Origin of the sequence: Sphingobacterium sp. WOUb80, from assembly GCF_050058145.1 — a bacterium.
Lineage (GTDB): Bacteria > Bacteroidota > Bacteroidia > Sphingobacteriales > Sphingobacteriaceae > Sphingobacterium.
Genome location: NZ_CP165617.1, coordinates 3,513,347 through 3,536,089 on the forward strand (window position 1 = coordinate 3,513,347; position 22,743 = coordinate 3,536,089).

Consider the following 22,743-nt stretch of genomic DNA (forward strand, 5'->3'; position numbering starts at 1 on the left):
ACTTTTAAACGCTATAGATCATTTTAAAGGGACATCACAGTTCATCTCATCGCTATCTTCGTGTCCATAAAATGATAGATAACCTATGCTGAAATTGAATTTAGTGCTGTCATTGGCTGTATCACTTGCGACCTCCTCTTCCTTCGCTCAGAAGCTTACGCTTCGCGATGCCGTAGAACAAGGTATTGCAAATTATGGAAATATCAAGGCAAAGGAATATTATCTCCAGTCCTCCCTGCAGACCAATGAACAGGTCAAACGCGACTTTTGGCCCAATCTGAACATCGTAGCCCAACAGGACTTTGGAACAGTCAACGGACAAAATGGTCCACTGTATGGATTTGGTGGGCTGGGTGTAGCTTCTTCAGGAGCCGCTCTTCCAGAACAAAATTGGAATGCCGCATTTGGTGCGCTTTACTTAGCCAATGTCAATTGGGACATTTACACCTTTGGACGAAAAAAAGAACGTATCGAATTGGCCAAATCCGATACCAAACGACTACAGGCCGATCTCGGTCAGGAACAGTTCCAGCATAAAGTCAAGATTGCTGCTGCTTACCTCAATTTATTGGCCAGTCAACGATTGGAAAAAAATCAACAGATGAATCTCGATCGTGCACTGGTATTTTTAAATATTGCTGCCACCAAAGTAAAAAATGGAATATTACCCGGGGTGGATTCAACGCTAGCTTCAGCGGAAGTTTCACGCGCTAAAATCAGCCTCAACCAGGCCAGCGAAAATGTCAAAGAGCAAAACAACAAATTGACAGTACTGATGGGAATACCAGCAAAAGACCTGCAAATAGACACCTTGCTCGTCCAGAAAACACCCGTCGAGCTAACTCCACTTTCACCCAATCTGATTGAAAGTAATCCTATTCTGCAATTTTATAAAAGTAAAATTGAACTTGGCGAACAACAATTGAAACTATCAACGAAAGAGTATCTTCCCACTGTAAGCGCCTTTGGGGTCTTTCAGACCAGAGGATCTGGCTTTAAGAGCGACTACATCACTGACCTACAAGCGTATAGCACAAATTATTGGCAAGGAGTTCGTCCCAGTAGGCAAAATTATCTCTTGGGATTGGGCATAAACTGGAATCTGACTTCGATTGCGCGTATCAATAAAAAAATCAGTGCACAGCGCTTTACGAATGATGCCCTAAGAGAAGAATACCAAACTGCCGAAGCCCAATTGACAGCACAGCTGGATGCCGCTGATGTGAAAATCCAATTGGCCCGAAAAAGTGATCTAGAAGCTCCGAGACAAGTGTCGGCAGCCCAGCAAGCTTACAATCAAAAAATGACGATGTATAAAAACGGTCTAGCTACGCTTGTCGATGTGACGCAGACCCTTTATACACTAAATAGAGCCGAAACAGATCGTGAGATCGTCCACATCAATCTTTGGCAGTCGCTTTTATTAAAAGCCGCTGCTGCGGGAGATTTTGATATTTTCAACAAAGAACTATAAATAACATTACATGAATTTAATACGTTTTGCCTTACGCAAGCCGATATCTATCCTCGTACTCGTATTGGGACTTATTGTCTTTGGCATAGGTGCCGTTCGATCGATCAAGGTGGATATCCTGCCAAAAATGAACCTTCCGGTTATTTATATCGCCCATCCATTTGGTGGCTATTCGCCGGATCAAATGGAATCTTATTTTGCCAAAAACTACGTTAATATCCTTCTTTTTGCCAATGGGGTCAAATCTATTGAGACCAAGAATATTCAAGGTCTGACCTTAATGAAAGTATCGTATTACGAAGACACCAACATGGCACAGGCTGCAGCCGAGCTAAGTGCCCTGGCCAATCGGATCCAGGCCTCCTTTCCTCCAGGCTCACAACCGCCTTTCATTATTCGTTTTGACGCCTCGTCACTTCCTGTTGGTCAACTGGTATTGAGCAGTAGCAAACGATCTAATAATGAACTGCAAGATCTGGCCAACGTCTATGTCCGGGCATCGTTTACGTCAATCCCCGGTCTATTGTCGCCCCCTCCTTTTGGGGGAAGTCCACGTACAATTGAGGTCAACGTTGATCCCGATTTAATGCGGAGCCACAATATGACACCCGATCAGGTCGTAGAAGCGCTAAGACTGAACAATCAAACCGCTCCCGCAGGAAACGTACGTATTCAGGATAAAAACTACATTACACCAACGAACAATACCATCAAGGATGTCAAAGATTTTGAAAAAATCCCGTTATTTAAAGGTGGGGTACAAAATCTTTACTTAGGCGATATTGCTACCGTAAAAGATGGTGCCGACGTTACCGCAGGTTATGCTTTGGTCAACGGCAAACGTTCTGTGTACGTCAGTATTGCCAAAGCCGGCGATGCCTCAACATGGGAAGTCGTTCAAAACTTAAAAGCAGCCTTACCAAAAATTCAGGAAAATTTACCCGACGACGTCAAGTTATCCTATGAATTTGACCAATCCGTCTATGTCATCAATTCCGTAAAGAGTTTGATTACCGAAGGTGCAATCGGTGCTATCCTGACCGGACTAATGGTCCTCCTATTTTTAGGTGATCGAAGAGCCGCATTGATCGTTATCCTAACCATTCCGATATCCGTGATCTCCGGAGTGCTCTTTCTAAAGCTCTTCGGGCAGACCATTAACCTCATGTCCCTTAGTGGACTAGCCTTGGCTATTGGTATCCTGGTCGACGAAAGTACGGTAACGATAGAAAATATACACCAGCATCTGGATATGGGTAAACCCAAAGCCTTGGCAATCTGGGATGCCTGTAAGGAGATCGCCCTACCAAAATTATTGATCCTGCTCTGTATACTAGCCGTATTTGCGCCGGCATTTACCATGACAGGCATCCCGGGATCGTTATTTCTTCCCTTAGCTTTGTCAATTGGATTTTCGATGATCGTATCCTTTCTCCTTTCGCAGACATTCGTTCCCATCATGGCCAACTGGTTTATGAAAGATCATGCGCATAAAGCGCCACAAGCGACCAAACCAGCGGGCTTAAATGCAGATGAAGCGCAATTCGCAGCAACTGGACTGAGTGTAGAATCTGAACAGGATACCCTAAATCAGAAGAAACTATTGGTGGAACGGGAAGACTTTAACAACGATGGAAAGATCAGTATTTTTGAACGGTTTAGAAACAGATTCATGAAAATGATCGATCACTTGTTCAAAAGAAAGAAAACCATTACTGTGATCTATCTGCTTGGAGCAATAAGTCTTGTTGTCATTTTACTTTCCACAATCGGACAGGATGTATTTCCAAAAGTCAACTCGAGTCAGTTCCAAATGCGCCTTCGTGCAGCTGAAGGTACACGTATCGAACGAACCGAAGAAAAAGCAAAACTGGCGCTGGCCGAACTGGAAAAACTGGTTGGGAAAGAACACATTAGCATATCTTCTGTCTATATCGGTCAACACCCTGGGCAGTTTTCAGTATCACCGATCTATCTTTTCATGGCTGGTCCACATGAAGCTGTTTTCCAGATTGCACTGAAAGACTACCATCACGATATGGACAGTTTCCGTGATGAATACCGTAAACGCCTGAAAGCAGCAGTTCCCGATGTACAGGTATCCTTTGAACCGATCGAGCTTACAGATAAAGTACTAAGTCAGGGATCGCCCACTCCTATTGAAGTTCGGATAGCAGGAAAAAATAAAAAGAACAACGAGAAGTATGCCGGTAAATTGATCGAGGAACTAAAAGCCATCCCTTATTTTAGAGATGTACAATTAGCACAATCCATTAAATACCCTTCGTATGATATTAAGATAGATCGCATCAGGGCTGCACAACTGGGCATCGATCTCAGCGAAGTAACACGATCTCTGATCGCGTCCACCTCTTCTTCGCGTTATACTGAAAAAAACACCTGGATTGATGAAAAGGCAGGACTATCATACAACGTCCAAGTACAGGTTCCCATCGATAAAATGAAAGATGAGAAAGAAATCGGTGAAATACCTTTATTGAAAAATTCAGCGCGGCCAATTCTGAGTGACGTCGCAACGATCACACCGTCCTTCACCTATGGTGAAAACGACAATTTAGGTGCAATGCCCTATGTATCAGTTACAGCAAATATTGATCATACAGATTTAAAAACGGCTTCTAAGGATGTACAGCGTAGTATCAAAGCCCTTGGTGAACTTCCTCGCGGCTTGTCAATGGAGCAAATAGGGCTTGGAAAAGTATTGTCAGAGACCATGAGCAGCCTCGAATCGGGCCTTGCCGTAGCTATCATCGTCATATTTTTGATGCTATCAGCCAATTTCCAATCGTTCAAAGTTTCTATGGTTGTGCTTACCACAGTTCCTGCGGTTGTACTGGGCTCATTGCTTCTATTGCTGTTGACCGGATCAACCCTCAACTTACAATCCTACATGGGGATTATCATGTCGGTGGGTGTATCCATCGCGAATGCCGTTTTGCTCATCACCAATGCTGAACATATCCGCCGGCATAATGGAGATGCGCTAGCTGCAGCCCGTGAGGCAGCATCCTTACGACTTCGGCCTATTATCATGACCAGTTTGGCCATGATTGTGGGTATGCTCCCTATGGCCATAGGCCATGGTGAAGGTGGCGAACAGGTTTCACCACTCGGTAGAGCCGTAATTGGAGGATTACTATTTTCGACTTTCGCCGTACTCGTCATCTTGCCGCTTATATTTGCTTGGGCGCAAGAAAAAAGCAGTACACAATCGATCTCATTAGATCCTGAAGACAAAGAAAGTAAACACTATATTGCGGCATTAAAACCTTTATCGTAAAAGCAGTATAATCTATAAAACATGAAAAATAATTTGTTCAAAATATTATCTATCGCCGGTCTGATCGCATCCTTAACAGGATGCCATTCAGCTGCCGAGGAAAATGCAAAAAAAGAAAGTCCGGAAGCTGCAGCTCCGGCAATGGAGACATTTGTACCCACCAAACAGAAATTAACAAATAAAATGCAGATCCCCGGGGAAATCACGGGATTCCAGCAGGTCGAGATTTACGCTAAGGTCAGCAGTTACGTCAAAAGTCTTAACGTGGACATCGGAAGTAAAGTGCATGCCGGTCAGCTATTGGCTGTCCTGGAGGCTCCCGAATTGAGTTCACAGCTGTCAGCAGCCAAATCGCGTCTGAAATCACAGGAGGCGGTCTATATGGCTACAAAAAGTACTTACGACAGACTCTTTGAAACCAGCAAAGTCGAGGGAACGGTGGCCAGACTCGATCTAGAGGTGGCCGAAGCGAAAAAGAATGCTGATTTTGCGCAGTACCAAGCCGCTAAATCGGCCTACGCAGAGGTACAAAACCTGTTGAATTATTTGGAAATCAGGGCACCCTTCGACGGTGTAATCGCAACAAGAAATGTCAATCAGGGCGCCTACGTCGGGCCTGCTGGACGTGGCTCGGAAATGCCGATCATGACCATTCAGCAACAACGTAAACTCAGATTAGCGGTAGCCGTTCCAGAACAATATTCCGGTTTTTTAGCGGAAAACCAGCCCTTGCAATTTACGGTTAAGTCATTGCCAGGGCAAACCTTTTCCGGCAAGATTGCACGCAAGTCGGGAGCCCTAGATAGCAGGCTCAGATCTGAAAGAGTCGAAATTGACATTATAAATACCGACAACAAGCTATTGCCCGGCATGGTCGCAGAGGTTGAATTACCTTTAACCTCCCAAGACAGTACGTTTGTAGTTCCGAAATCGGCGGTATTTACTTCGGGCGAAGGAAGTTTTGTGATTGCTGTCGTTGCTGGCAAAACACTACGTATCCCTGTACAAAAAGGGCGCAGCATAGATGGGCAGATCGAAATATTTGGTGACTTAAAACAAGACACCAAATTGGTCAGCAAAGCGGATGAAGAGATTATAGACGGAACATCAGTCAAATAGGACATCTCCTAAATCCTAAACAAAAGAAAGACCGAACCCATTACAACCGGGTTCGGTCTTTCTAATTTATTCGGTTTTTCTAATTTAAATGCCCATAAATTTAAAGGGTTGAGCAGCCTTAAACAGGTTATTTGAAATGCCATTTATTGCCATCCCCTGCTTCATGTCCAGCTTCATCGTCGGAGCCCCCTTCTTTAAATCAAATTTAGCCAGATCTACCCAAAGTGTTCCCGGAACCAATACATTCTCAAAATAATAGATTTTATTCTTCTGATCAGCCACAGATCGCCAACGCGTAGAAGAAATATTTGGTTCGGTTTCTGAACTTATTCCAAATGGAACCGAACAATTTCTGATTACGCTAAAGACACTGGCAATAGAAAGCCGTAGATCATCTGTCTGTGGAATTGCATTGATATAATAGGAAGCCCTGACAAAGCGATCCGCAGCACGGTTTGTTCCGGGCAGCATGATGGTCCCCGGAATCCCCTGCCAATACCTGTTCAGTGCAAGCTGATCGTCAAAGACGGGCGAGTTTGTCATGACGGTATAGGCCGCATCGTGATGAATAACCAATTTCCCATTGATGTATTCAAATATAGCGTTATCCCCCGTGGCATCTGAAAGTGATAAATGCACCGTCGTAAATTTGGTAGTTCCCGGGATATAATCACTTACGACTACAAATGGCTCATCCTTTAAGGCAGACACTGCTTCATTGACTGTCGCAAAATTATCCAAAACATATTGGGCCCAAGCCGAGATTGCAAGCCCTTTTTTTGGTCCTGCAGGATCAAATTTAGGATAAGTAGATTCGACAAGCCAGAGTACATTGGCCACCAATCCCTTTTCATTTAAACCATCGACTGTAGCAATGTCCCATGCACTGGAAATAACACTGCCATATTGTGAAGTCCACTGCAATGACTGTGGACCGACCTCCCCGCTTCTTGCTACGCCGCGCGGAAACACCCATAAATTGGCCGCTATATCGTCTCTCCAGTCCATACTCCTTGCCGTAATAACGGTCTGATTAGGCCCCTTATAAACAACGCGTGTACAGGATCGACCTTCGTTAGCAACAAAAAGAAAGACGATCAACATAAATTGTGCAAGATACTTCATATGTATAGATTTTTTTAATAAGTGATACAGCTTTTTTGCCTTTGAGGACAAAAGGATCCAATATCTTAAACAATAATTCGGACTTATTGTTTGTTTAAACTTTAACCGGAATGATTTCATCCGGTACAGCTTAGACGAGAATAATCTATAGCCATAATAGATGGCTCTGGGTACTATTCAGCCGCTTTCGGATCAATCGCTGCTGCTGCCGCAGTTAATGCTAAGGCACCCCCAACGATCATAGCCTCCTGCCCCTTTTTTTCCTTAACAGCCAACACGTCTCCACGCTTATTATACAGTTCAATAATATTATTAAGCGCTACTGAACCGGTCTGCCAAAGCTGGGCAGCATAAAATTTTTGCTCCGTAGTTTTAAAAACAGCTTTACCATCTTCTAAAATCGAATAACTTAAATAACTACGTAAACTGTAAGGTGAATCAGCGCCTTCAAATCGAGCAAGTTTTACCGCAAAACTCTCGCCACTCATATCATACATATACACTTTTTCTTTTTGGGATGATCGTACAATGGATTTAACATCGTTTTTAAAATCAAAATAATGCCCATCCACATAGGCATGTGGTGGGATAAGTACCACATCTTTTGGCAAACTTACCGATCCTGTGATAGAACCGTTCACCCAAGTATCATTGAATATAGTGGATTTACTAGCGTTTATATCGGAAACCGAAGCATTCATCTTTCCATTAAAAGCAACTTGTTCAGCAGAATAGCCTTGCGTTTTACCATTAATAACCATGGCCGAACTTTTAAGATCCCATAAGATCGGTTTATCGATTTTATTTTCTATTCGAAGGTAAATTCGACCATCTCTGTCGGCAAAGGAATAATCAATTTGTACCGTATCATTATTAAATGAAAACGTCCCCTTGTCTTCATCTTTTTTTACATTCTCCCCATTGAATGTCATGAGATAGTTGGAAGAACAGGCTGAAAGAAAAACAGCACAATACAATAGCATGAGAACTTTGAATACTTTTCGCATAATATCAGGATATCTTAGTGTAACTACAACGGCACGAGTGCTGTTGATAACAATATAAAAAACTATTATTAAAAAAACAGCGAAACCACATAAAATAATTTCCTAATTAGGGTATTAATCGCAAAGTATCACTGTTTCTTTAAAATAGTAAATGATCGTCATAAAGCAGTAAATGGTCCTCTTTTATCGCCCGATACAGGTTTGAAATTGCTTTACATCAGTTTCCATAATAACAGGGATATTACAGGGGGTTAACAGGGGGATAACAGGGGTTTAGCAGGGGTAAATCCCCTGTTAATCCCTTGTTAATACCTTGTAAAAAGACTACTATATCCTTCTTAATGGAGAATATGGTATTCGACTGATAGTAACCATAAACAAATCAAGGAATATCCTCAACTGTTGGTCAGGTTAGCGAAACGAAAACGGTTAAACGAATAGAAGTTTTTTTAACCGGAAAGCAAAAGCTATATTTACAGTCAACTAAACCCAATCCAATGAAAGAGAAATTTATTGACAGAAAAGATCAACAGGCCAATAAGATATTTGAAAGAAGAACATTATCCTCCGATTATAGAACGATTATTCCCCTACTGTCTCCCGGCATGGAAATTTTGGATGTGGGCTGTGGTACCGGAACTCTCACGAATGAGGTAGCAAGCTATATCGGCGACGGAACCATAACCGGACTCGATAATACACAGTCTTTTATCGACAGCGGCAATGAACTCTATGGGGATACCCAAAATCTGAACCTGGTCTGCAGCAATATTTTTGATTATCAACCTCCACATCCGTTCGACCTGATTATAACGGCACGCACCATGCAATGGTTAAGTGATATTCCCCGAGCATTGGGCTTATTTAAATCCTGGTTAAAACCCGGAGGACAAATTTCTATTTTAGACTACAATCACATGGCCATTGAATGGAACCCCGCCCCTCCGGAAAGCATGCTCACATTTTACCACACCTTCCTGAAGTGGAGAGCAGATGCAGGTATGAACAATCGTGTTGCTGATGAGGTCGCTGAATTGCTCCAGGAAACCGGTTTCCATTCGGTTCAGGTTATCAATGCCGATCAGACCTACAAAAAAGGAGAAGCTAACTTTGATACCAATCTGGCCATCTGGAACAAAGTCGCGCAATCGCGACAAATGGTCATCGAAGGTTATATTACGGACGAACTTCGCTTACAGGCTATCGCAGAATACAGCCAATGGATCGAGACAGAAGCGACAAGCATGACACTTAAAATGAACGATGTACGGGCTTATGTATAAACTCCGCTTCTGCATTCTCCTGCTACTCGCAAGCCTTGGGCTGGCTGTAAAAGCACAGCTTAGGGATACCCTCATCAATGTAGGCAACCACAACCTTCATTTTACTTTAATGGAAGGGAAAGGTATCCCCATTGTCTTTGAATCTGGAGGGGGAAATGATGGTTCCGTTTGGAGAAAATTATTGGAACCGCTATCGAGCAAATTAGGCGCACCTTTAATAACCTATGACAGGGCGGGCTTTGGAAAAAGTGAAATAGACACCGTCAACATTAGCTTGACAAATGAAGTAAAGGATCTTAAAACTGCCTTGCAGCAATTGGGGTACCGCGATCGGTACTTTTTTGTTGCTCATTCCTTCGGTGGTAACTATACGATGAAATTTATAACGACCAATCCAGGTCAGGTTGTTGGCACAGTAATGATCGATATTGTATCCCCTTATCTCATGACCATGGAGCGATCCAAATCATTGAAGAGAGAATATGCCAGTGAGCTTGATAACATCAAAAAAGAAAGCTTAGGGTTCTATCATCTCGTTTTAAACTACGAAGCATCAACGGCTGTTTTACATGAGGTTGCAGGAAAAATCAATGTTCCTATGACTGTCATTGGTTCAGGAAAATCACCTTTTGAAGAACCCGATCGCAGTTTATTTATTGCTGCCCTTAAAAAATTTGCAGATCAAAAAGCCAATAGACGTTATCTTTTGGCTCAACATGCGGAGCATCATGTCTTTTATGACGAACCGGATCTGGTCATTGATGAAATCATTAAACTCTATCAAAAAACCGCATTCGAGTAATCAAAAAGTCTATCCTTACAACCGATTTTATTTGTAGCTTAGCAAGGCTATACAACACATACAACAACTTATCTTATGGATCATCAGGCCCAAAATGTCATCGATACACCAAGCAATAATACGGTGTTTATGGTATGGAACTTCCACGAAAATGTGGCAATAAAAGAAGTATTTCAACGCTTATGTGCATTGGTTGTCAATCTGAATAATTCGGCGCAGGTACGTTCAAATCTCGTGAAAGCTAGTGTGGTATTAGGCATTAGCCACCATGCCTGGAAAAAGCTGGAACTAAGTGAACCCCTGCCTAAGGAATTGGTACCTTTCGAACCTATCGTCGGTCAAAAACATATTGCCGTTGCGACGCCCGGAGATTTACATTTTCACATTCGCGCTTATGAAAAAAGCTATTGCATTGACATGGCCACCGAAATAGCAGCCTTATTAAGTCCCGTTGCCGACTGCAAAGAGGAAGTTCATGGGTTCAGATATTGGGACGGCCGAAGTATCTTGGGCTTTGTCGACGGAACGGAGAATCCTCTTGGTGAGGATCGTGCTTTCTTTGGTATCGTTGGTGATGAGGATGCAGCCTATAAGGGTGGAAGCTATTTATTTGTACAAAAATATATTCACGACATGAACGCCTGGCGTTCTTTACCCGTCGCTGAACAGGAGAAGGTCATCGGCAGAAGCAAAGCAAACGATATTGAGATGGGCGACGATGAAAAACCGGCCAATTCACATTCGGCGCTAGCCAATGTCGGTGACGATTTGAAAATTGTTCGCGACAATATGCCTTTTGGCCAAATCGCAACAAATGAAATGGGAACCTACTTTATCGCTTACGCCAGCACATTCAGTACCGTACAATTGATGCTGAAAAGAATGTTTATTGGTGAACCCGAGGGGAATTACGATAGAATACTGGACTTTAGTACGGCGCATACGGGCTCCCTGTTCTTCTGCCCAACAATCAATATGCTGAAAGAATTTGCAGGTTAAAAGCTGTATACCAACTATCTCGGATCATGTCCAATAGGATATCCCAACGAAGTGCCATGGATCATGGAAAATGGTCAAACAAATTTATTTTTAAAACTACACAACAAAAAAATGGAAATCACTATTATTCAGCTAGGTGACGAAAACATTGCTGAAGTTAAAGGTTCAAGCGTCTTTATCCATAATCTCGATGATGGTCTACAGATTATGGTCGACTGTGGCGCGCAAGAAGCATACAAAGCAATTATTTATCAAGAGAACATCACAGACGATTTCTTCGAACTTAAAACAAAACTTGCCGGTGAAATTCTTCAAAAATATACGCAGTATGGCTTTGACATTGCCATCGTTGGCGATTTCTCCAGATACAACAGCAAAAGTTTAAACGATTTTATCTACGAAAGCAATAAATCAAAAAAAATCAATTTTGTAGGTACGCGTGAAGAAGCGATAGCCAGATTTTCAAAACGTTAAGCCATGAAGATTGACTCAGAAAGATTATTGATTCGGCCCATCATGCCGGAAGACAGTCGGGCAGTATTCGGTTACCGTTCGGATAAAGAAACCAATAAATACCAAGGCTGGATTCCAAGTTCTTTGGCAGAAGTCGATGAATTTATAGCAAAAAACCCAAACACGTTCAATCTTCCAGAGTCCTGGTTTCAACTGATAATGATCGACAAAATAGCAAACGCTGTAATCGGTGATATTGGTGTACATTTCTTTGGCAATGGACACCTGCAGGTGGAATTGGGCTGTACCATAAAAAAAGAATTCCAGCAACAGGGTTATGCCAAAGAAGGGCTGAAAACAGTTATAGAGGCCCTGTTCCGTCAATATAATAAACATCGGATCACGGCCTCGGTCGCTCCAGAAAACAGGGCATCCATGCAGCTTTTAACAAGTTTGGGACTCCGAAAGGAAGCTCATTTTGTAAAAAGCTATTTCCATAACGGTCAATGGGAAGACGATGTGGTCTTTGCAATCCTTGCCGAAGAATGGAAATCAACACAATAAGTCGTCTCTTCGCGACTTATTGTGTTGTACGATCGATCCAATCGGCATAAGAAAGCACGCCCAGTTCGGGCCTACCCTCCCCTTCCAAAAGTGCGATAAACTCCAATTGGTTGCCATCCGGATCATTAAAGTAAATGGCCAATGCAGGCATCCACGCAAAGACCATCGGTGCTTCGATCCCATCCTTTAAAAAATTATAGGGTGTCAGGTCACGTGTTTTCAGATAGTCCACGGCATAGTTCAAAATATCCTCTTTATCCGCTCTAAAGGCAAAATGTCTCGGTTGAAAGTTTGTTTCTTCCTGCCATAGACCCAACATATAGTCTTTGCCGGTTCCAATCCATAAAAAAACAATAGGACGTGTCGGGTCGCGATGTGCCACGCGTAATCCCAATACCTCCGTATAAAATGCGACAGATCTAGCTAAATCCCGCACCTGAATATGCGTTTCGTACAAACCTTGTATCATAAGTTATTTCATTTTAAAATTATTTCAATCCATTGATAGCGCGCTCGTGATGTAAATGCAAGATCGGATAGGATTTGCCCATACCATCTACAGCTGAGCGTCCGATAAGCTGATATCCTTTTTTCAGATAAAAATCAACAGCCTGCTGGTTTTGCTCATTGACATCAACTTTATAAACCTGCAGCTTATCCAGCACATACTGTAGTGCCACAGTCCCAATACCTTTTCCCCTGTATGCTGAATCCACAAATAACATTTCCAGATTATCATCGGAGACAGCGAAAAAAGCTGTAGGCTGTCCATTATCATCGATTATATACACCTTTAATTGTGGTAAATACTCGGTTGGGATCAGTCTCTTATATAACTGAAGATCCTCCTCTTTCAAAAAATCATGTGTCGCCCGAACCGAATTTTCCCAAATGCGCAGGATTGCCGCATAGTCGGCTTCGCTTGCCGCTCTTATTTCCATAACTATTATCTCCCTCTAAAAATTCTTATTTACACCGTATCGCTACGGAATAGCATTCTTATAAAAGCTTCCCATCTGCTTTACAGAAAGGCAATGTAAGTTAAATTGGAGAACTAAAATCATGAAAAAGTTAAATAAGACAGAAAGATGATGATTTAGGTTCCGATAATTTGATTTAAGAGAAAACAACCTTATCTTGTAAATAAACACATTAGCCATGTACAATACACTTCTATTCAAAAAATATCTCCCAGAAGATTTTGACGCTTTCCACGACTTGGTTAAAGCGGATGATGTCATGAAATACATTACCGGCAAAGGATTGTCCGAAGAGCAGGCCCGGAAGAAATTCGATTCGATTCTAGAAATCAACCAGGATCCTGATTTAGGCTATTTTAAAGTAATCGAAGCGGATACGCTAAAGCTTTTAGGCGACTGTAAGCTTGTTAACTACAAAAAAGATCCAAGCGTATTCGAAATTGGCTATTTGCTGCGCAAAGAACATTGGGGAAAGGGGCTGGGAACACAGATTTGCGAGTCGATGCTCGCCCTTGCCACAACATTAAATCCAGGTAAAGATGTGATTGGTATCATTGATCCCGATAACACCGCATCGAGACGACTACTGAACAAATTCGGATTCAAAAGTTTCTTCGTCGGGATAGAAGACGATATTGCCACAGAAAAACTCATACTCAAACGGACAGCATCCGAATAAACAAAGCTCATTCGAATATTAAAAACAATAGGAACTGTATATGCCCAAGCCGAACAAAAAGTCAATGAAGTTTAAGGTAAAAACAACTTATAACACACACGAAAGTCTTCAAGATACCTTATCATTCTTTGGCGTAAATTGCCACCGCCCCTATTATATTTCTTCTGGAAATCCAATTTTTGAATACCCAAGCAATGCTTTTCGTATTGATTATTATGCCATCTGTATCTGTACGGCAGGCGATATACATATTCAGGTAGACAATCAGGAATACCATATCTCGACAAATCATATCCTCATATCCGCCCCAACAACAATTATCCGGTTTTCGCAGGTCAGCCCCGACTTTAGAATGAAACTGCTCTTTTTTGACAAAGCATTCCTGCTTAAACATATTGTCAATCCATTCTTTATCGAACAACTGGGACTTTTCAAAAATTCGACCTTTACCATTGTCAGCTCCCAAGACAAACAAATTGACAAGCTGTTAAAATTAATAGACTACCTCAAAGAAGTTACCTTAAGAACAACGCATTTTACAGCAGATATCATCCGCACGATCATCTTTAATCTCCTGTTAGAAATCGCCGATGAATTGGCCTCTAAAGACCATAATACAACGGAAAGTGTACAAGAGACCAACAACCTGTTCTATAAGTTTACAGACCTGGTTCAGCGACATAGCAATCAATACAAAGAAGTACAATATTACGCCGACCAGTTATTTATTTCAAACAAATACCTCATTCAGATTGTTAAAAGAGCATCAGGTAAAACACCACATGAAATTATTGATGAGCGTGTCCTTAAAGAAGCCTATGTGCTGCTCGGGAATCCCGAAAAGACTATCTCAGAAATTTCTTATGAAATCGGATTTAATTCCATCTCAGCATTTGGTCGTTTTTTCAAAAAATACTCCACCTTATCGCCATCAGAGTACCGAAAGCGACAAAATATGTAGATAGAGGAAATTCGGTAGAACAATAGCGAATTTGAGGGCACAAATGATTAAGGTGGTCTTAGTAACTTTACTCAAGAATTAAAAAAACATAAGAATCATGAAAGAAATCACCTCAAAATTCGACAAAGTATTAAATGCATCTGCTGAATATGGAAATGTAAATCATGAACCTGATTCAAGCAAAGAACAACAACGTAACACACCGAAAAAATCGATGCCCTTTTCTGATCAGATCGGAAATTATCAACGCAATAAAGGTATTCCACCAAAATCATATAAAGACAGTAAAATCTACATCGTCGGAAGCGGTATAGCAGGGATGTCTGCAGCCTACTATTTTATCCGTGATGGTCATGTTCCTGCTGAAAACATCACATTCCTTGAACAGCTCCATGTGGAAGGCGGCTCCTTAGATGGCGCCGGTAATGCAACCGACGGCTATGTCATCCGCGGTGGTAGGGAAATGGATATGACCTACGAAAATCTTTGGGATATGTTTCAGGACATTCCTGCATTGGAAATGCCTGCCCCCTACAGTGTTCTGGACGAGTACCGTTTGATCAATGACAACGACTCCAACTACTCCAAAGCAAGGCTTATTCATAAACTTGGTGAGATAAAAGACTTCAGCAAGTTTGGATTGGGCAAAATGGATCAGCTGGCCATCATTCGATTGCTCCTCAAAAATAAAGAAGATTTAGATGACTTAACCATCGAAGACTACTTCAGCGAGTCATTTTTATCCAGCAATTTCTGGACCTTCTGGCGTACCATGTTCGCTTTCGAAAACTGGCATAGTTTACTTGAGCTGAAATTGTACATGCACCGCTTTTTACATGCGATAGACGGATTGAATGATCTTTCATCACTCGTATTCCCGAAATATAATCAATACGACACCTTTGTGACCCCTTTGCGTAAAGTACTCCAAAGCAAAGGTGTAAACATTCGATTCAATGTATTGGTCAAAGACCTGGATATCCAAAGCAATACCGATGGAAAAGTTGTGGAGGCCCTAATTACAGAACAAGATGGCAAAGAAGTAAAAATTCCAATCGAAAAAGACGACTTCGTCATTGTAACAACTGGATCAATGACAGAAGATACCTTCTACGGAGACAACAAAAATGCTCCGATCATCGGTATCGACAATAGCAGCAGCGGTCAAAGTGCAGGCTGGAAACTTTGGAAAAATCTTGCTGCTAAATCAACCATCTTTGGTAAACCCGAAAAGTTCTGTAGTAACATCGAAAAATCGGCATGGGAGTCTGCAACCCTGACTTGTAAACCTTCGGCTTTAGTCGAAAAATTAAAAGAATATTCCGTCAACGATCCTTATTCCGGCAAAACTGTTACTGGCGGTATTATTACCATTACCGATTCCGATTGGTTGATGAGTTTCACCTGTAATAGACAGCCACACTTCCCTGGCCAACCGGATGATGTTCTTGTGTTGTGGGTATATGCCTTATTTATGGATAAAGAAGGAAATTACATCAAAAAGCCAATGCCACAATGTACCGGAGATGAAATTTTAGCCGAACTATGTCACCATTTGGGCATTATTGATCAACTGGACGATGTCATCAAAAATACGATTGTACGTACGACATTCATGCCTTACATCACCTCGATGTTTATGCCAAGAGCAAAAGGTGATCGTCCGAGAGTCGTACCTGAAGGATGTAAAAACCTGGGCTTGATCGGTCAGTTTGTCGAAACCAACAATGACGTTGTCTTTACCATGGAAAGCTCGGTACGTACCGCACGTATTGCGGTATACGAACTGCTGAACTTAAACAAGCAAGTTCCGGATATCAATCCCCTACAATATGACATCCGCCATCTTTTAAAAGCGGCCAAAACATTAAATGATGACAAACCATTTGTGGGCGAAGGCTTACTACGTAAAATTCTGAAAGGCACTTATTTTGAACATATCCTGCCTATCGGTTCTGAGGAACAAGAAGACCATGAATCTTTCCTGACAGAGCAGATCACCAAATTCAAAGATTGGTTAAAAGGAATTAAAGGATAAGGATCACAACCTGCGCCATGGTTCCGTGGCGCAGATTTTTACGAATTGAAAAACAATAACATCATGGACTTTAAAAATATAACCATAGCTGGTAGTGGGGTTTTAGGTTATCAAATCGCTTTCCAAACAGCATTTCATGGCTATCATGTCACCGTATACGACATCAACGACGATGTACTAAAAAAAGCTGCAGCAAAATTTGATATTTTGGCGCAGGCATTCGAGAAAGATCTTCATGCGAGTAAAGAACAACTGGCTTCAACCTTTGATAGGCTCAGTTATAGTTCAGATCTGGCCGCGGCGGTAGCAAAAGCAGATCTTCTTATCGAAGCCGTTCCCGAAAACCCAACCATTAAAATTGGTTTCTATCAGGAGTTAGCGAAAGTCGCTCCGGAGAAAACCATTTTTGCCACAAACTCCTCAACCTTGCTACCAAGTCAATTTGCCCAAGAAACCGGTCGTCCCGAGAAGTTCCTGGCACTGCATTTTGCCAATGAAATCTGGAAACACAATACAGCAGAAATTATGGGGCATCCGGGTACAGACAAAACAGTATTTGATCAGGTTGTCAATTTTGCGAAGTCTATCGGAATGGTTGCCCTCCCACTGCATAAGGAGCAGCCTGGCTATATTGTAAACTCCTTACTTGTCCCATTACTTTCGGCAGCAACGGATCTTTTGGTCAACGAAGTGGCAGATGCCCAAACGATCGACAAAACCTGGATGGTTGCCACAGGGGCGCCAACAGGCCCCTTCGGCATACTCGATATCGTTGGCATCACAACAGCTTATAATATCAACAAAATGAGCGCCGATGCGACCAATGACCCCTTAAAGATCAAAACAGTGGCCTATCTCAAGGAGCATTTTATAGACAAAAACAAATTGGGCGTCGCTACTGGGGAAGGGTTCTATACCTATCCCAATCCGGCCTATCAATCGCCCGACTTTTTAAAATAGGTCTCTTCAGAAACAATAAATCGTCACGGGTGAAGCTGTGACGATTTATTGTTTATTCTTATTTCAATCCACTTCCCGCTTTCACTCGTTGGCATAAACACCGTTCAACCATGCAAAAGTTGACATAGATGGGGCGTTTAACACGGGTTTGCTGATACCCATTGTTTTAAGGATGGCATCAAAAGCTTCACCGATCATAAAATCATCACGATTGCTAAAAAGTGAAACCACAAGGTCTTTCTGTACATCGATATATACGATATGATGAAACCCAGTAGATTCACCTGAATGAAACAAGATTTTATGACCTGCATTTTTTTGAATAAACCATTCGAAATGATACGCTATTCCATCCTTTACCGGGTAGGCCATTTGATCTAACAATTGCTCCAGTCCCGGCTGTATTAACCGATCTTTTACCAAAAAATTGGCCCATGTATGATATTCATCCGCAGATAGATAAACACCGCCATCACCCTGTGTCGCACTTGTCACACTTTGATCCGCAAACAGGTAGGAACCTTCCTTCGGATGATAACCGTAGACTCTTTCATCAACCGTCTTGCCCTGTTCATATACCAATCCCTTGCTAATGCCTATGGGTTCAAACAATTGACTTTTGACAAATGAAGCAAAGGATTTTTTTGCAACATGCTCGACAATCAGCGATAAAAGACAATATCCTGTATTGCTATAACGAAATTGACTTCCCGAAGGGAAATATAAACGATCGGTCTGTCTGATATACTTCAGCACATCCTTATCCGATACCTGATCTTTCCTCTCTTTCGGTATCAGCTCTTCATAGTCCCAGATTCCGGATGTATGTTGCAGAAGCTGCGCAACAGTAATACCTTTCAGCACGACTGGCAAATCTTCAAAAAAAAGGGCCAATGGGTCATCTAGTTTTAAACGCTTTTGAATCACTAAGGTATATATCGCTTGTGCAGTCACCTGTTTGCTTACCGATGCCAGGCGAAAATGTGAACTGGATGTGATTGCACGTTTTTCCTTCAAATCTGCACGTCCAATTGCATAACGATAAATAAGGCGGCCGTTCTGACTAACTGCACAGCTAATCCCCGGAGCTGCCGGGTCCTTATAAAAGCCCGCAATTGTACTATCCAATTTTGATTTATCAATTTTTTGCCCCATAACAACACTTGTTACACAGATCAAAATAAAACTCAGTTTTAGGTTTATCATATTTTATACCGCACATTTCGGTTTATATTGTCAGCCTCCTGAGAGGCACAGCGTATTAAATCAATTTGATCTTATTGCTTTTCAAAAATACACTCTTCAAAAATCGAAATTTTCTTGCAATGCCCGGGTCTTTTTATTGATTTTTATTTATTTCTTTTAATTTTGCTTTCATACTTCATTTCTCATGAAGTCGAACTGATCCGGAATCCTTCCCTCAGTTCTTCATTAAAAATCACGACAGACTATGTTTTTTATTTTCAGTATCTACGACTTTGTATTAGCAGAAAAAACGGTAACAGCAACCTTAAAAAAAGAAAACGCCCCAAGAAATTTCACCTTACAGATTATTACGCCAGCCCGTCGGTTTATAGGTCTACCTTTTGGCGGTGGATTTGTCAAACTTTCCAGGCTCTATGACGAACAGGGTAAATTGATTCACGCACGGAATTATTCAGATGAATTAAAAGCAGAGATCAAAGCGTTCAAAAGTCAGTATAGCATCCCCTATTTCCAGTTATGGAAAGGATTTCTTATTGTCACTGCGGCAATCCTTATCTGGGCAGTCATTTATGGGGTAAAGAATAAATTGGGAAATCAACAACGGGAAAAAGAAGTCGGTCAGATGATTGATAATTTGAAACAACTAAAGGCAGGTCAACTTTATGGCGCTACTTTTTTTACCGATCAGGATGGTAACAGTATAAATGGACTTCCTGCAGGTTGGATAAAAATAGATAAAATCGTGGGCGACACTGTTTTTATACATCGTTCAAAGCAGCTCGACACAAATTCGGCACTTTTTGACATGAAGAACATCGCTTCGTTCAGGCCTCAATCGACCGATGAATGGCAGGAAAAAACAGAAAAAATGGATTTAAATCTATTGAAAAAGCAGCTCGAGGATGCTGCGACAAAAAAAGTCGATCTGCTCTATATCGGTAAAGACCACGAGAAATATTCAGGTGTTATATTGACGATAAAAGGTAGCGAGTAAACCTTATTTCTAGGTATAACCAACGTATTGACTTTTCAGCATAGACAGATCATGCGACCAGGTTTGTACTTAAAAAACTCAAGATCGGACGTTCTATGCAGCGGCCGATCTTGAGTCTCTATTTTTAGTACTGGATTTTTTCGTCAATATCGTATTTCATGCCCGGATAATTCAGCAATCTTCGCATCAAGGCGATCTGACCGGCAAGATAATCCTCCCGTCCGATACACATCCCTATGAAATTTAGCTTGTCCTCCTCAATAAAAGGGATATTCATATTAATTTTAAATAGTTCAGCCAGCTGCGTATCATCCACTTGCAGCAAAGCAGCATAGACTTTCGGAGATATCGATTTAAAATTTTCTTTTAATTCCTGCACACTGGTATAGTGATAACTTTCATCGAGTGTCTTTCCCATAAAAAATAGCTCATGGTAAGGATCATTTTCCTGAAGCCCAAGAACATGTGCCATTGCATAACGCACATTTACAAAATTACCTGCCATCCATACGATATGGTTGGTCTGTCCATCAATTCGTTTTAATGCATCTTCTTCCGAAACGCCATCCAACGCATTCAAAAAAATTTGACTGTGCATGCGATAAGCAGGAATGATGATTTCTAATTTTAATGATTTCGGTTTATCCATTTCGTTTTGATTTTTTTAAATACTAAATAACTGATTTATACTAAAATTACATGTTTCAATAGAGATTATACTTGTCGTATGACAAGAAATAAAAATGAACAAAATTGATAGATCATTGCGAAATAAATTCTAAATTTCTACTAAATTGAAATTCTATCTTTACCACATGAAGATTTTGATCATAGAAGACGAATTGGAGCTGGCCAAAAGCATCGCTACATACCTTAGCGAACAACACTATTTATGCGAATTTGCGCCAACTTTGCAGGATGCTCTGGACAAAATTCAGTTATACCAGTACGACTGTATCTTACTGGACATCGGTCTACCAGATGGAAATGGTCTGAAACTACTCGAAGAGTTGAAGACGCAGCGAAAGCAGGACGGTGTGATCATCATTTCTGCAAAAAATGCATTGGACGACAAAATTCATGGACTACAACTGGGGGCAGACGATTATCTAACGAAACCTTTCCATTTATCTGAACTCACAGCACGAATCTATTCCTTGATCCGTCGAAAACAATTCAATAGCTCAAATATTGTTGTGCAAAATGAAATACAGATTGATCTACTTGCAAAAACTGTTATCGTCAATGACCTTCCTGTTGTATTGACAAAAAAAGAGTTCGATCTGTTGATGTTTTTTATTGGCAACAAAAATAAAGTAATTTCAAAAAGCACCTTAGCAGAACACTTGTCCGGCGACATTGCTGATATGCTCGATAACCATGACTTTGTCTATGCTCATGTCAAAAATTTAAAAAAGAAACTACAGGACGCCGGAAGTCAATCCTATATCAAAACGGTATACGGTACGGGCTACAAATGGGAAAATTAAAATAGTGAGATGAAACCCCTACTGAGCAAAATAACGACCCCATTTCTACTCTATGTATTGATTGTACTAGGTGTCAGTATTCCTGTTTATTATTTTGTAATCGACGGGATATGGAAAAGTGAATTAGACGAACATAACGAAATTATCGTTAAAAAAACAACCTACGAACTGAACAGTTTAAAACTATCCGAAGACAAGCTGCAAGCCAGCATTGCCTTGTGGAATAGTATACAACCTGAAACAAATATACACAAAGTACAGCCGGGAGATTTACTGCAAGATAGCGTATATACCATTGAAAAACCACAGCACTTTGCCGAATCAAAGACTATTGACCGATTTAGATGTTTGTCTTCGGTTATTCAGATCAATGGTGCGCCTTATCGTTTTACTGTACAAACAAATATTGAGGAATCCGTAGAGACTATTGCCGCCATCGCCGCAACAACTTTGTTTTTCTTCGTTATCTTAGTCATTGGTTTACTTATTATCTCCAGAAAAATATCACTTAGGCTCTGGAAACCATTTCGAGATACCGTTGATAAATTGAAGGCATTTAATCTCAATAGTCAACAACAGGTTGACTTTCAGCAAACGGATACGATAGAGTTCCATGAGCTTAATCAATCTTTATCCAAGCTTCTTGAACAAAACCTGGCCGTATACCGATCACAAAAGGAATTCACGGAAAATGCTTCACATGAGTTACAGACACCATTGGCAATACTCAAAAATAAACTGGATATCTTATTGCAAGATCCGGATCTAAGCGATGAACAGTACCAGCTTATCGAAGATATGCATAAAGCGCTATCACGGAGTACCCGAATAAACCGCAACCTGCTGCTCCTTGCGAAAATAGATAATAGTCAATTCGATCATTCGGAAAGGATCAATATGGACGCGCTGGTTTCACAATGCATTGAAGTCATGCAAGAACATTTTGAACAAAAACAGCTGCTCCTGCAGCAGGAAATCCAGCCAGCAGTGTTGCTCACGGGAAACAGTAGTTTGACCGAGATTCTGATCAACAACTTACTTCTGAATGCCATACGTTACAGTAATGTCGGCGATACAATAGCCGTACATCTGAATCAAACATCTTTGGCAGTACATAACTCCGGCTCAACGTCACTAGATAAAGTACTTTTATTCAAAAGATTCTCCAAGCTCTCAAAAAATAGCCAAGGGAGCGGTTTAGGGCTGGCAATTATTACCGAAATCGCCCGGTATCAAGGCTGGACTGTTGATTATCAATTTGAAAATAATCAACATATTTTTTCCATTCATTTTTAAAATTCCAAAAGT

The 22,743-nt window shown here is 41.3% G+C and carries 21 protein-coding genes; 15 read left to right on the forward strand and 6 right to left on the reverse strand.

All coding sequences use genetic code 11. The annotated features are described in order from the left end of the window. The first annotated feature begins 85 nt into the window (after window positions 1–85). From AB1Z56_RS14740 to AB1Z56_RS14750, 3 genes are read left to right on the forward strand one after another with little or no spacing between them, the layout of a single operon-like run. On the forward strand, window positions 86–1,474 hold the full coding sequence (locus AB1Z56_RS14740) for a TolC family protein (protein WP_120336299.1): 1,389 nt from the start codon (window positions 86–88) through the stop codon (window positions 1,472–1,474). Between the two features lie 10 nt (window positions 1,475–1,484). Beyond that, window positions 1,485–4,775 (forward strand): efflux RND transporter permease subunit, encoded by a 3,291-nt coding sequence (locus tag AB1Z56_RS14745; protein WP_426789493.1) that lies wholly within the window; start codon window positions 1,485–1,487, stop codon window positions 4,773–4,775. Window positions 4,776–4,796: 21 nt separating this feature from the next. Continuing rightward, window positions 4,797–5,894: an efflux RND transporter periplasmic adaptor subunit gene (locus AB1Z56_RS14750; RefSeq protein ID WP_426789494.1), complete on the forward strand. Its 1,098-nt coding sequence runs from the start codon at window positions 4,797–4,799 to the stop codon at window positions 5,892–5,894. Window positions 5,895–5,978: 84 nt separating this feature from the next. Here the strand turns inward: AB1Z56_RS14750 and AB1Z56_RS14755 are convergent, their stop codons facing one another. Next, window positions 5,979–7,019 carry a linear amide C-N hydrolase gene (locus AB1Z56_RS14755; RefSeq protein ID WP_426789495.1) on the reverse strand — a complete coding sequence of 347 codons (1,041 nt, stop codon included), beginning with the start codon at window positions 7,017–7,019 and terminating at the stop codon, window positions 5,979–5,981. A 173-nt stretch (window positions 7,020–7,192) separates the two neighbouring features. Next, window positions 7,193–8,026, reverse strand: coding sequence for a hypothetical protein (locus AB1Z56_RS14760; RefSeq protein WP_426789496.1), 834 nt, complete (start codon window positions 8,024–8,026; stop codon window positions 7,193–7,195). A gap of 497 nt (window positions 8,027–8,523) precedes the next feature. Between AB1Z56_RS14760 and AB1Z56_RS14765 the strand changes: the two genes are divergently transcribed. The 5 genes from AB1Z56_RS14765 to AB1Z56_RS14785 all read left to right on the forward strand — a co-directional run bounded on the left by AB1Z56_RS14765 (window position 8,524) and on the right by AB1Z56_RS14785 (window position 12,127). Then, window positions 8,524–9,309: a class I SAM-dependent methyltransferase gene (locus AB1Z56_RS14765; RefSeq protein WP_426789497.1), complete on the forward strand. Its 786-nt coding sequence runs from the start codon at window positions 8,524–8,526 to the stop codon at window positions 9,307–9,309. Next, window positions 9,302–10,111 carry an alpha/beta fold hydrolase gene (locus AB1Z56_RS14770; protein ID WP_426789498.1) on the forward strand — a complete coding sequence of 270 codons (810 nt, stop codon included), beginning with the start codon at window positions 9,302–9,304 and terminating at the stop codon, window positions 10,109–10,111. Before AB1Z56_RS14765 ends, AB1Z56_RS14770 begins: the two co-directional genes overlap by 8 nt. Window positions 10,112–10,186: 75 nt before the next feature. Continuing rightward, a complete protein-coding gene (locus AB1Z56_RS14775; RefSeq protein ID WP_313264284.1) occupies window positions 10,187–11,110 on the forward strand; it encodes a Dyp-type peroxidase in 924 nt (307 codons plus the stop codon). A gap of 111 nt (window positions 11,111–11,221) precedes the next feature. Further along, window positions 11,222–11,584, forward strand: coding sequence for a DUF4180 domain-containing protein (locus tag AB1Z56_RS14780; protein WP_426789499.1), 363 nt, complete (start codon window positions 11,222–11,224; stop codon window positions 11,582–11,584). Window positions 11,585–11,587: 3 nt separating this feature from the next. Further along, the gene (locus tag AB1Z56_RS14785) at window positions 11,588–12,127 is read left to right on the forward strand and encodes a GNAT family N-acetyltransferase (RefSeq protein WP_426789500.1); all 540 of its coding nucleotides are present in this window, start codon (window positions 11,588–11,590) and stop codon (window positions 12,125–12,127) included. A 16-nt stretch (window positions 12,128–12,143) separates the two neighbouring features. Here AB1Z56_RS14785 and AB1Z56_RS14790 read toward each other — a convergent pair whose 3' ends face one another. Together AB1Z56_RS14790 and AB1Z56_RS14795 are read right to left on the reverse strand one after the other, a co-directional pair. Continuing rightward, window positions 12,144–12,596 (reverse strand): VOC family protein, encoded by a 453-nt coding sequence (locus tag AB1Z56_RS14790; RefSeq protein ID WP_426789501.1) that lies wholly within the window; start codon window positions 12,594–12,596, stop codon window positions 12,144–12,146. A 19-nt stretch (window positions 12,597–12,615) separates the two neighbouring features. Next, window positions 12,616–13,068 carry a GNAT family N-acetyltransferase gene (locus AB1Z56_RS14795; protein ID WP_426789502.1) on the reverse strand — a complete coding sequence of 151 codons (453 nt, stop codon included), beginning with the start codon at window positions 13,066–13,068 and terminating at the stop codon, window positions 12,616–12,618. Between the two features lie 217 nt (window positions 13,069–13,285). Here AB1Z56_RS14795 and AB1Z56_RS14800 point away from each other — a divergent pair, with 217 nt between their 5' ends. The 4 genes from AB1Z56_RS14800 to AB1Z56_RS14815 all read left to right on the forward strand — a co-directional run bounded on the left by AB1Z56_RS14800 (window position 13,286) and on the right by AB1Z56_RS14815 (window position 17,745). Continuing rightward, entirely contained in the window at window positions 13,286–13,786 is a 501-nt protein-coding gene (locus tag AB1Z56_RS14800; protein WP_426789503.1) for a GNAT family N-acetyltransferase, read from the forward strand. Window positions 13,787–13,850: 64 nt separating this feature from the next. Beyond that, window positions 13,851–14,747 (forward strand): helix-turn-helix domain-containing protein, encoded by an 897-nt coding sequence (locus AB1Z56_RS14805; RefSeq protein WP_426789504.1) that lies wholly within the window; start codon window positions 13,851–13,853, stop codon window positions 14,745–14,747. Window positions 14,748–14,844: 97 nt separating this feature from the next. Beyond that, entirely contained in the window at window positions 14,845–16,785 is a 1,941-nt protein-coding gene (locus AB1Z56_RS14810; protein ID WP_426789505.1) for an oleate hydratase, read from the forward strand. Between the two features lie 63 nt (window positions 16,786–16,848). Continuing rightward, complete coding sequence (locus tag AB1Z56_RS14815) at window positions 16,849–17,745, forward strand: 3-hydroxyacyl-CoA dehydrogenase (RefSeq protein ID WP_426789506.1); 897 nt, start codon at window positions 16,849–16,851, stop codon at window positions 17,743–17,745. An 81-nt stretch (window positions 17,746–17,826) separates the two neighbouring features. Here the strand turns inward: AB1Z56_RS14815 and AB1Z56_RS14820 are convergent, their stop codons facing one another. Continuing rightward, the gene (locus AB1Z56_RS14820; protein WP_426789507.1) at window positions 17,827–18,951 is read right to left on the reverse strand and encodes a serine hydrolase domain-containing protein; all 1,125 of its coding nucleotides are present in this window, start codon (window positions 18,949–18,951) and stop codon (window positions 17,827–17,829) included. A 244-nt stretch (window positions 18,952–19,195) separates the two neighbouring features. Between AB1Z56_RS14820 and AB1Z56_RS14825 the strand changes: the two genes are divergently transcribed. Beyond that, on the forward strand, window positions 19,196–19,945 hold the full coding sequence (locus AB1Z56_RS14825) for a hypothetical protein (RefSeq protein WP_070567022.1): 750 nt from the start codon (window positions 19,196–19,198) through the stop codon (window positions 19,943–19,945). Window positions 19,946–20,069: 124 nt separating this feature from the next. Here AB1Z56_RS14825 and AB1Z56_RS14830 read toward each other — a convergent pair whose 3' ends face one another. Beyond that, window positions 20,070–20,594: a DinB family protein gene (locus tag AB1Z56_RS14830; protein WP_426789508.1), complete on the reverse strand. Its 525-nt coding sequence runs from the start codon at window positions 20,592–20,594 to the stop codon at window positions 20,070–20,072. Between the two features lie 166 nt (window positions 20,595–20,760). Here AB1Z56_RS14830 and AB1Z56_RS14835 point away from each other — a divergent pair, with 166 nt between their 5' ends. Then, a complete protein-coding gene (locus tag AB1Z56_RS14835) occupies window positions 20,761–21,435 on the forward strand; it encodes a response regulator transcription factor (RefSeq protein WP_201638815.1) in 675 nt (224 codons plus the stop codon). A gap of 9 nt (window positions 21,436–21,444) precedes the next feature. Beyond that, window positions 21,445–22,731, forward strand: a complete 1,287-nt coding sequence (locus AB1Z56_RS14840) for a sensor histidine kinase (protein WP_313264306.1) — start codon at window positions 21,445–21,447, stop codon at window positions 22,729–22,731. Window positions 22,732–22,743 lie beyond the last annotated feature (12 nt).